Source organism: Rhodosalinus sp., assembly GCF_046542825.1.
Classification (GTDB): Bacteria; Pseudomonadota; Alphaproteobacteria; order Rhodobacterales; family Rhodobacteraceae; genus Rhodosalinus.
The window spans coordinates 1-8943 of the sequence record NZ_JBKHAQ010000113.1 but is presented as its reverse complement, the minus strand read 5'-3'; the positions used below and the strand labels follow the sequence as shown (position 1 = coordinate 8943).

Annotated in this window: 11 protein-coding genes; all 11 read left to right on the top strand. The window is 69.9% G+C overall.

What is annotated here, in order from left to right:
• Window positions 1–326, top strand: a 326-nt coding sequence (locus ACLFOB_RS12740) for a DUF1330 domain-containing protein (RefSeq protein WP_410926305.1), incomplete at its 5' end; no start/stop codon positions are given.
• Window positions 326–772, top strand: coding sequence for a TerB family tellurite resistance protein (locus ACLFOB_RS12735; protein WP_410926304.1), 447 nt, complete (start codon window positions 326–328; stop codon window positions 770–772). The genes ACLFOB_RS12740 and ACLFOB_RS12735, both read left to right, overlap by 1 nt.
• Window positions 773–807: 35 nt before the next feature.
• The gene (locus tag ACLFOB_RS12730) at window positions 808–1245 is read left to right on the top strand and encodes a TerB family tellurite resistance protein (RefSeq protein WP_410926303.1); all 438 of its coding nucleotides are present in this window, start codon (window positions 808–810) and stop codon (window positions 1243–1245) included.
• Complete coding sequence (locus tag ACLFOB_RS12725) at window positions 1242–1994, top strand: phosphate/phosphite/phosphonate ABC transporter substrate-binding protein (protein ID WP_410926302.1); 753 nt, start codon at window positions 1242–1244, stop codon at window positions 1992–1994. The genes ACLFOB_RS12730 and ACLFOB_RS12725 overlap by 4 nt, the downstream gene beginning before the upstream one ends.
• A gap of 113 nt (window positions 1995–2107) precedes the next feature.
• Entirely contained in the window at window positions 2108–2884 is a 777-nt protein-coding gene (locus tag ACLFOB_RS12720) for an ABC transporter ATP-binding protein (protein ID WP_410926301.1), read from the top strand.
• A gap of 31 nt (window positions 2885–2915) precedes the next feature.
• A complete protein-coding gene (locus ACLFOB_RS12715) occupies window positions 2916–3632 on the top strand; it encodes a transporter substrate-binding domain-containing protein (RefSeq protein WP_410918091.1) in 717 nt (238 codons plus the stop codon).
• A 59-nt stretch (window positions 3633–3691) separates the two neighbouring features.
• Entirely contained in the window at window positions 3692–4576 is an 885-nt protein-coding gene (locus tag ACLFOB_RS12710; protein ID WP_410926306.1) for an ABC transporter permease, read from the top strand.
• A complete protein-coding gene (locus tag ACLFOB_RS12705; RefSeq protein WP_410918089.1) occupies window positions 4573–5379 on the top strand; it encodes an ABC transporter permease in 807 nt (268 codons plus the stop codon). Before ACLFOB_RS12710 ends, ACLFOB_RS12705 begins: the two co-directional genes overlap by 4 nt.
• A gap of 91 nt (window positions 5380–5470) precedes the next feature.
• On the top strand, window positions 5471–6787 hold the full coding sequence (locus ACLFOB_RS12700) for a glutamine synthetase family protein (protein WP_410918088.1): 1317 nt from the start codon (window positions 5471–5473) through the stop codon (window positions 6785–6787).
• A 57-nt stretch (window positions 6788–6844) separates the two neighbouring features.
• Entirely contained in the window at window positions 6845–7528 is a 684-nt protein-coding gene (locus ACLFOB_RS12695) for a type 1 glutamine amidotransferase (protein WP_410918087.1), read from the top strand.
• Window positions 7525–8883 carry a glutamine synthetase family protein gene (locus tag ACLFOB_RS12690; protein ID WP_410926300.1) on the top strand — a complete coding sequence of 453 codons (1359 nt, stop codon included), beginning with the start codon at window positions 7525–7527 and terminating at the stop codon, window positions 8881–8883. The genes ACLFOB_RS12695 and ACLFOB_RS12690 overlap by 4 nt, the downstream gene beginning before the upstream one ends.
• Window positions 8884–8943: the final 60 nt, after the last annotated feature.

The following is an 8943-nucleotide window of genomic DNA, read 5'->3' as shown; positions in this document are numbered from 1 at the left end:
CGGCCCCCTGCACGCGGGTGAGGGAGGGATGGATGCCCAAGGGATACTGGGTCGCGCAGGTCGACGTGAGCGACCCCGAGGCCTATCAGCGCTACCGCGAGGCCAATGCAGAGGCCTTCGCGAAATACGAGGCGCGGTTCCTCGTCCGCGGCGGCGCGCAGGAGGCGCGCGAGGGTGCGCCGCGCGCGCGCCATGTGGTGCTGGAGTTCCCCAGCATCGAGGCCGCGCGCGCCTGCTACGACAGCCCGGAATACCAGCGCGCGAAGGCCCACCGCGACGGCGCGGCCGAGGCCGACCTGGTGATCGTCGAGGGATACCAGGGCTGATGCTGCGTGAGTTGCTCGCCCGTTTCGCCCACGACCGTCACCCGCCCGCGGCGCTGCCGGAGCCCGACGCGCGGCTGGCGCTTGCGGCACTGCTGGTGCGGGTGGCCAAATCCGATCACGCCTATCTCTTCGAGGAGATCAGCCGCATCGACCGCATCCTTGCCGCGCGCTTCGGGCTGAACCCGGTCGAGGCCGCCAGGCTGCGCGCCACCGCCGAGAAGCTGGAGCACGACCTGCCGGAGACCGAGCGCTTCGCCTCTGTCCTGCGCGACAGCGTGGACTATGCCGAGCGGCTGGGCATCGCCGGCGCGCTGTGGGAGGTGATGATGGCCGACGGCAAGGCCGACGCCGAAGAGGAGGCCGCCATCGCCGCGATCGAGCACGCGCTGGGCATCGAGGAGTATGACAGCGCCGCACTACGCGACACCGCCCGCTCGATTCCCTGATTGGCGCGCGGCCCGCGCCCGACTATATCCGCCGCATGTTTGCAGATTTCCTCAAGCGCCTCGCCGCACCCGTCCCCGACCCGCTGCCCGACGACGACGCGCGCCTCGCGCTGATCGCGCTGCTGGTGCGCGTCGCGCGCTCCGACGGCGATTATGCCGAGGAGGAGCGCCGGATGATCGGGCGCATCGCCGCCGAACGCTTCGGCCTGTCGCCCTTCGAGGCGCAGAAGCTGCAGGCCGAGGCAGAGGCGCTGGAGGCAGAGGCGCCCGACACCGTGCGCTTCACCCGTTCGATCAAGGACGCGGTCCCCTATGACGAGCGCCTCGGCGTGGTCGAGGCGCTGTGGAAGGTGGTGCTGGCCGACGGTGTGCGCGACGACCACGAGAACGCGCTGATGCGGCTGGCGGTCAACCTGCTGGGCGTGTCGGACCTGGACAGCGGGCGGGCGCGCCGCCGGGTCGAAGGCGGGTGATCGCCGCGCTGCCGATGTATGCCCGCCCCGAGACGGCGGGCGCCACGGCACGCCTGTGGGCCGCGATCCGCGACGCGCTGGGCGCGGGCCCCCGCTCGCTGGCGGAGCCGGAGGACCTGTGGGCGCTGTGGCAGGCGCCCGACCTCTTGCTGGCGCAGACCTGCGGGCTGCCCTACCGCGCGCATCTGAAGGACCGCGTGACGCTGGTCGGCACGCCGGACTTCGGCCTGCCGGGCTGCGCGCCGGGCTGGTATCGCTCCGTCTATGTCGTGCGGAAGGGCACGGCGCGGCACCTCGACGATCTGCGCAGCCCGCGCCTTGCCCTCAACGAGCCGCTGTCGCAGTCGGGCTGGGCCGCGCCGGCGGCGCATTTCGCCGCCACGGGGCGCAGCCTTGGCCCCCTGCTGGTCACCGGCTCGCACGCCACCTCTGCCCGCGCGGTGGCCGAGGGCGCCGCAGACCTCGCCGCGCTCGATGCGCAGACCTGGCGGCTTCTGGCGCGACACGATCCGGTGGCAGAGCATCTGGAAGTCGTCGGCATGACACCGCCCTCCCCCGGCCTGCCGCTCATCACGGCACGGGGCCGCGACCCCGACCCGCTCGCACGGGCGGTCGAGGCGGGGATTGCCGCGCTGGCCCCTGCAGACCGCGCTGCGCTGGGCCTGCGTGGGCTCGTCCGCATTCCGGCCGCCGTCTACCTCGCGCATCCGCTGCCGCCGGCCCCGGCGCCAGCCCGCGACGCTGCCTGACCGGCGGGCAAAGCGCGCGTCGTTGCAAGATTTCCCTTGCGTTGCGCATTGCATCGCCGGTCATTTTGCGACCTATTGGCGGGAACTTTCAGGAAGCCGCCCCGGACCCCGCCTTGCCCGAGACCGCGCCCGTCATCGAAGTTCGCGACCTGCACAAGGCCTACGCCAGCCTTGAGGTGCTCAAGGGCGTGAGCCTGACGGCGCACCGCGGCGAGACGGTGGCGCTGATCGGTTCCTCGGGCTCGGGCAAGTCCACGCTGCTGCGCTGCCTCAACCTGCTGGAGGACAGCCAGCAGGGCGAAATCCTCTTCAAGGGCGAACCGGTCGCCTGGCGCGGCACGGGAATGCACCGGCATCCGGCCGACCCGGCGCAGGTGATCCGCATCCGCACGAACCTGTCGATGGTGTTCCAGCAATTCAACCTCTGGGCGCACATGACCATCCTGCAGAACGTGATGGAGGCGCCGCTCACCGTTCTGCGCCGCGACCGGGCCGAGGTGGAGCGCGCCGCGCGCGGCTATCTCGACAAGGTGGGCATCGGCGACAAGGCCGATGCCTGGCCCGCGCAGCTCTCGGGCGGCCAGCAACAACGCGCCGCCATCGCGCGCGCGCTCTGCATGGAGCCCGAGGCGCTTCTCTTCGACGAACCGACCAGCGCGCTCGACCCCGAACTCGAGCAGGAGGTGGTCCGCGTCATCAAGGCCCTGGCCGCCGAGGGACGCACCATGCTGATCGTCACCCACGACATGAAGCTCGCGGCCGATGTCGCGAGCCATGTGATCTTCCTCCACCAGGGTCTGATCGAGGAGGAAGGTCCGCCAGAGGCGCTTTTCGGGGCGCCCAAGTCGACGCGGCTGCAGGGCTTCCTGTCCTCCACCCGCGCCGCCTGAGAAACGCGAAACCAGAGAGGGAGTGCAAGTGATGAAACGATTGATCCTCGCCTCGGCGGCGCTGGCGGTCTCCGCCGGGATGGCCGCCGCGCAGGAGGTGGTCCGCCTCGGCACCGAGGGCGCCTACCCCCCGTGGAACTTCATCAACGACGACGGCGAGGTGGACGGCTTCGAGCGCGAGCTGGGCGACGAGCTCTGCGCACGCGCCGAGCTCGAGTGCGAATGGGTGACGAACGACTGGGATTCGATCATCCCCAACCTCGTCTCGGGCAACTACGACGCCATCATCGCCGGCATGTCGATCACCGACGAGCGCGAGGAAGTGATCGACTTCTCGCAGAACTACACCCCGCCCGACCCCTCGGCCTATGCCGGCATGTCGGAGGACGTGGACGTCGAGACCGGCGTGATCGCGGCGCAGACCGGCACGATCCAGGCAGGCTACGTCGCCGACTCCGGCGCGACGCTGGTGGAATTCGCCACGCCCGACGAAACGATCGCCGCCGTCAAGAACGGCGAGGCCGACGCGGTACTGGCCGACAAGTCCTTCCTCGAGCCGATCGTCGAGGACGACCCGGACCTCGTCTGGGCCGGTCCGGACGTGCCGCTGGGCGGCGGCGTCGGCATGGGCTTCCGCGAGAGCGACCCCGAGCTGCGCGCGGCCTTCGACGCGGCGATCCAGTCGATGAAGGACGACGGCTCGCTCAACGAGCTGATCGCCGAATGGGACGTGTCCTCGCAGTTCTGAGGCACGTCGCCTGAGGGGCGGGCCCGGCATGGCCCGTCCCGCTTCCGGAGGGGCAGACCATATTTCCGTTCTGCACGGATCCCGACACGCTGGACACCGTCCGGTGGTTCGCGTGTTACCTGACGACGGGGAAGCACATGAGCTTCTACCTGTCGTTCGGAACCGTGCTGCTTCTGCTGGCGATCACCGCGCCCACCGCGCTGGCCTTCGGCTTCGCCGGCGCGGCGGCGGCGCGGTCGCGCATTCTGCCCCTGTCGCTCTTCGGCAAGGGCTACATCGCCGTGGTGCGCGGCGTGCCCGACATCGCCTTTTTCCTCTTCTTCGTCATTGCGCTCGACCAGATCTTCGAGTGGACGCGCCATCAGATCCTCTGCCCCGACTGGGATCAGCCGGTGCGCCAGGGAAACGACTTCATCGTCTGCCAGGCGGCCAAGCTGCCGCTCAACACCGCGCCGCAATGGGTGCATGAAACCTACGGCTTCTTCCTGGCCGTGCTGACCTTTGCCATCGTCTTCGGCGCCTTCGCCGCCAACGTGCTCTTCGGGGCGATGCGCGCGGTGCCGCGCGCGCAGATCGAGACGGCAGAGGCCTACGGGATGACCCACCGACAGGCCTTCTGGCGGGTTCTGGTGCCGCAGATGTGGATCTATGCCCTGCCCGGCCTGTCGAACCTGTGGATGGTGCTCATCAAGGCCACGCCGCTCCTGTTCCTGCTGGGGGTCGAGGACATCGTCTACTGGGCGCGCGAGCTGGGCGGCACGGCCAACCCGCGCTTCACCGCCTACCCGCACGGCGACTGGCGCATGTGGTATTTCCTGGCGCTGCTGGTCTTCTACCTTGCCTTCACCCGCGTCTCGGAGATCGCGCTCGAGCGGCTGACCGTGCGGCTGTCCCGCGGGCAGGCCACGGCGCAGGGCGAGGCGCTGCGGCGGGGCGGCGCATGAGCTGCTGGGAGACGATCGCCGACTATGCGCTGCGCTCCGTCGGCATCGGCGAAAGGCTCCTGCCGCGCGAGGGCTTCACCCTCTGCCAGCAGGTCACGCTGATCGGCTCGGGCCTGATCTGGAACGTCTATTTCGCGGTCGTGGCGCTGGGCTCGGGCTTTTTCCTCGCCACGGCGGTGGCGCTGGGCAAGGCCTCGCGCGTGCGGGCGATCCGCAAGCCGTCCGAGTGGTTCATCTTCGTCTTTCGCGGCTCGCCGCTCTTCATCCAGTTCTTCTTCGCCTATTTCCTCTTTCTCTCACTGAAGCCCGTGGCACCGGTCTTCGACGCCTTCACGAGCGCCTGGGCCGGCGCGACGATCGTGCTGTTCCTGAACACCGCCGCCTACTCGGGCGAGATCTTCTACGGCGCGCTGCGCGCCATCCCCCGGGGCGAACTGGAGGCCGCGGATGCCTACGGCCTGTCGGGCTGGGCGCGGTTCCGGCGTGTCGTCTGGCCCACCATGCTGCGCCTCGCCTGGCCCGCCTATACCAACGAGGCGATCTTTCTCTTCCACGCCACGACGCTGGTCTACTTCTCCGGCTTCCCGGCCTGGCAGCAGCGGGGCGATGCGCTCTATTACGCGAACTACTTCGCCGACCGCACCTTCAACCCCTTCGTACCCTACCCGATCCTCGCGGGCTACTTCATCCTGCTGACACTGGCGATCATCGGCTTCTTCGGAGTTGTGAACGCCCGCCTCAACCGACACCTGCCGCAGGAGGCCCGCCGCGGCCTCAGGCTGCGGCTCAACATCATCCGGTAGGCCCCTGATGCGCCGCGCTTGTCCTTTCAATGGTCCCCAAATACCCAAGGACGCCGAGGGCACGGCCAGGGGCGGCGGCAGGAGCGAGACGATGGATCTGAGCGAGGTCACCACCTTCCGCGCGGCGGCCTGCGATCTCAACGGGCAGATGCGGGGCAAGCGGATGCCCGCCGCGGCGGCCGCCAAGCTCGCCACCGCCGGCGTGCGGATGCCGCTGTCGGTGCTCAACGTCGACGTCTGGGGAAGCGACATCGCGGGCAGCCCGCTGGTCTTCGAAAGCGGCGACCAGGACGGCATCCTCTATCCCACCGGGCGCGGGCCGGTGCCGATGCCCTGGCTCGAGAATCGCTCCGCGCTGGTGCCGATGTGGATGTTCGAGCAGGGCGGCACGCCCTTCGCGGGCGATCCGCGACATGCGCTCGCCCGCGTGCTCGACACCTTCTCCGCGCGGGGCTGGCAGGTCGTCGCGGCGACGGAGATGGAGTTCACGCTGGTGGACGACGGGGGCGAGGCGCTGCGCCCGCCGATCAACCCGCAGACCGGCCGCCGCCTGCAGGGCCACGCGATCCTGTCGATCCGGCAGCTCGACGCCTTCGATGCCTTCTTCACCGATCTCTATGCCGGCTGCGCGGCGATGGGGATCGCGGTGGACTCGGCAATCTCGGAGTCGGGTCTGGGCCAGTTCGAGGTCACGCTCGCGCATCGCCCGGCGATGGAGGCCGCAGACGACGCCTGGCTCTTCAAGACGCTGGCGCGCGGGCTGGCGCGGCGGCACGGGATGGCCGCCACCTTCATGGCCAAGCCCTACGCCAACGACGCGGGCAACGGGATGCACCTGCATTTCTCGGTGCTCGACGACACGGGGCGCAACGTCTTCGACGACGGCGGGCCGGCGGGGTCCGACAGCCTGCGCGCGGCCGTCGCGGGCTGCCTGCGCGCGATGCCGGACTCGAGCCTGATCCTCGCGCCGCACGGTCCCAGCTACGACCGGCTGGTGCCGGGCGCCCACGCGCCCACCGGTGCCGGCTGGGGCTATGACAACCGCACCGCCGCGATCCGGATCCCCGCCGGACCGGGAAAGGCGCGGCGGATCGAGCATCGCGCGGCGGGCGGCGACATCACTCCCTATCTTCTGCTCGCGGCCGTGCTGGGCGCCGCGCTGTCCGGCATCGAGGATGGGCTCGCCCCGCCCGCCCCCATCGACGGCAACGCCTACGAGCACGACCTGCCCCAGATGGCCGCAGGCTGGGAAGAGGCGATCGCGCGGCTCGAGGCCTCGGCGCTGATGCGGCGCATCCTGGGCGACGCGATCGTGGACAACCTCTGCATGACCAAGCGGCAGGAGATGCGCCGCCTGGCCGCGATCCCGCCCGAGGAACACTGGCAGGTCTATCTGGAGACCGTCTAGCCCCCTTGTGGGCGCGCGGGCCGCGGGCTAGATCACGGCCGTCCACGCGGTGATTTCATGTTGATCGGCATACTGCAGACCGGGCGCGCGCCGGAAGAGCTCCGGCCCCGCACCGGCGACTACCCCGAGATGTTCGAGGCGCTGCTGGCGCGTCCCGGCTTCGACTTCCGCACATGGCATGTCGAGGCGGGCGCCTTCCCCGACGGCCCCGAGGCGGCCGACGGCTGGCTCATCACCGGCTCGAAGCACGGCGCCTACGAGGATCACGACTGGATCCCGCCGCTGGAGCGGCTGATTCGCCAGATACGCGCCGCCGGCAGGCCGCTGGTGGGCATCTGCTTCGGCCACCAGATCATCGCCCAGGCGCTGGGCGGCAAGGTGGCGAAGTGGCCCGGCGGCTGGGCCGTGGGGCGCACCGTCTACGACTGGCAGGGGCGGCCCCTCGCGCTCAACGCCTGGCATCAGGACCAGATCACGGAAAAGCCGGCCGAGGCCGAGGTAGTGGCCACACACCCCCACTGCGCTTACGCGGCGCTGCTCTACGACGACGAGATCTTCACCGTGCAGGCGCATCCCGAATTCGGCGCCGAGGTGGTCGAGGGTCTGGCCGACACCCGCGGCAGGGGCGTGGTGCCGGCCGCGCAACTCGACGCCGCGCGCGCGCAGCTCGACGCGCCCACCGACCGGACCGAGGTGGGCGAGATGATCGCCCGCTTCCTCACCGAGCGGAGGATCGCATGAGCGACTGGAAGACCAGCCTGCCGGAGGCCGCGCGCAGCTATCTGGAGGGCCGGCGGCTGGACGAGGTGGAATGCATCATCGCCGACCTGCCCGGCATCGCCCGCGGCAAGGCGGTGCCAGCCTCGAAATTCGCGCGCCAGAGCCAGTTCCACCTGCCCAACTCGATCTTCTTCCAGACGATCACGGGGGGCTGGACCGAAGAGGCGGACACCGAGGATTTCACCGAGCCGGACATGATCCTCAAGCCCGACATGTCCACCGCCACCGCCGCGCCCTGGACCGGCGACTGGACGCTGCAGGTGATCCACGACGCCTTCGACCGCGAGGGCGTGCCCATCCCCTTCGCGCCGCGCAACGTGCTCAAGCGGGTGGTGGAACTTTACCACGCAAAAGGATGGCACCCCGTCGTGGCGCCCGAGATGGAATTCTACCTCGTCGCGCGCAATATCGACCCGGCGAAGCCCATCGAGGCGATGATGGGCCGCACCGGGCGGCCCGCCGCCGCGCGACAGGCCTATTCGATGAGCGCGGTGGACGAATACGGCCCCGTCATCGACGACATCTACGACTTCGCGGAGGCGCAGGGATTCGAGATCGACGGCATCACCCAGGAGGGCGGCGCGGGACAGGTCGAGATCAACCTGCGCCACGGCGACCCGGTGCGGCTGGCCGACGAGGTCTTCTACTTCAAGCGGATGATCCGCGAGGCGGCGCTGCGCCACGACTGTTTCGCCACCTTCATGGCCAAGCCCATCGAGGGCGAGCCCGGCAGCGCGATGCACCTGCACCACTCGGTGATCGACCGCGAGACGGGGCGCAATCTCTTTGCCGGGCCGCAGGGCGGCGAGACGGACGCCTTCTTCAACTTCCTGGGCGGGATGCAGACGCACCTGCCCGCGGCCATCGCGATCCTTGCGCCTTATGTGAACAGCTACCGGCGATACGTCAGGGACTTCGCCGCGCCCATCAATCTGGAATGGGGGCGCGACAACCGCACCACCGGCCTGCGCATCCCGATCGCCGAGCCGCAGGCGCGGCGGATCGAGAACCGGGTGGCCGGCATGGACTGCAACCCCTACCTCGGCATCGCAGCCTCGCTGGCCTGCGGCTACCTGGGCCTGGTGAACGAGGACTGGCCCAGCAAGCAGTTCCGGGGCAGCACCTACGACGGCGAAGGGGATTTCCCGCAGGTGCTGGGCGACGCGCTGGAGACCTTCGAGGAGGCAGAGGCGCTGCACGCGGTGCTGGGGGCGGAGTTCTGCAATGTCTACGCCGCCGTGAAACGCAAGGAATACGAGGAGTTCCTGCAGATCATCAGCCCCTGGGAGCGCGAGCACCTGCTGCTGAACGTGTGACGGTAAAGGGGGGCTGTCTGCCCCCCTCTGCCGCGTGCCGCGGCATTCACCCCCCGAGGG

What these genes read in the sequence shown, in the direction of transcription:
- ACLFOB_RS12690 (WP_410926300.1), top strand. Translation starts at nt 7,525, where the DNA reads ATGAGCGACTGGAAGACCAGCCTGCCGGAGGCCGCGCGCAGCTATCTG.
- ACLFOB_RS12730 (WP_410926303.1), top strand. Translation starts at nt 808, where the DNA reads ATGTTTGCAGATTTCCTCAAGCGCCTCGCCGCACCCGTCCCCGACCCG.
- ACLFOB_RS12705 (WP_410918089.1), top strand. Translation starts at nt 4,573, where the DNA reads ATGAGCTGCTGGGAGACGATCGCCGACTATGCGCTGCGCTCCGTCGGC.
- ACLFOB_RS12735 (WP_410926304.1), top strand. Translation starts at nt 326, where the DNA reads ATGCTGCGTGAGTTGCTCGCCCGTTTCGCCCACGACCGTCACCCGCCC.
- ACLFOB_RS12700 (WP_410918088.1), top strand. Translation starts at nt 5,471, where the DNA reads ATGGATCTGAGCGAGGTCACCACCTTCCGCGCGGCGGCCTGCGATCTC.
- ACLFOB_RS12695 (WP_410918087.1), top strand. Translation starts at nt 6,845, where the DNA reads ATGTTGATCGGCATACTGCAGACCGGGCGCGCGCCGGAAGAGCTCCGG.
- ACLFOB_RS12715 (WP_410918091.1), top strand. Translation starts at nt 2,916, where the DNA reads ATGAAACGATTGATCCTCGCCTCGGCGGCGCTGGCGGTCTCCGCCGGG.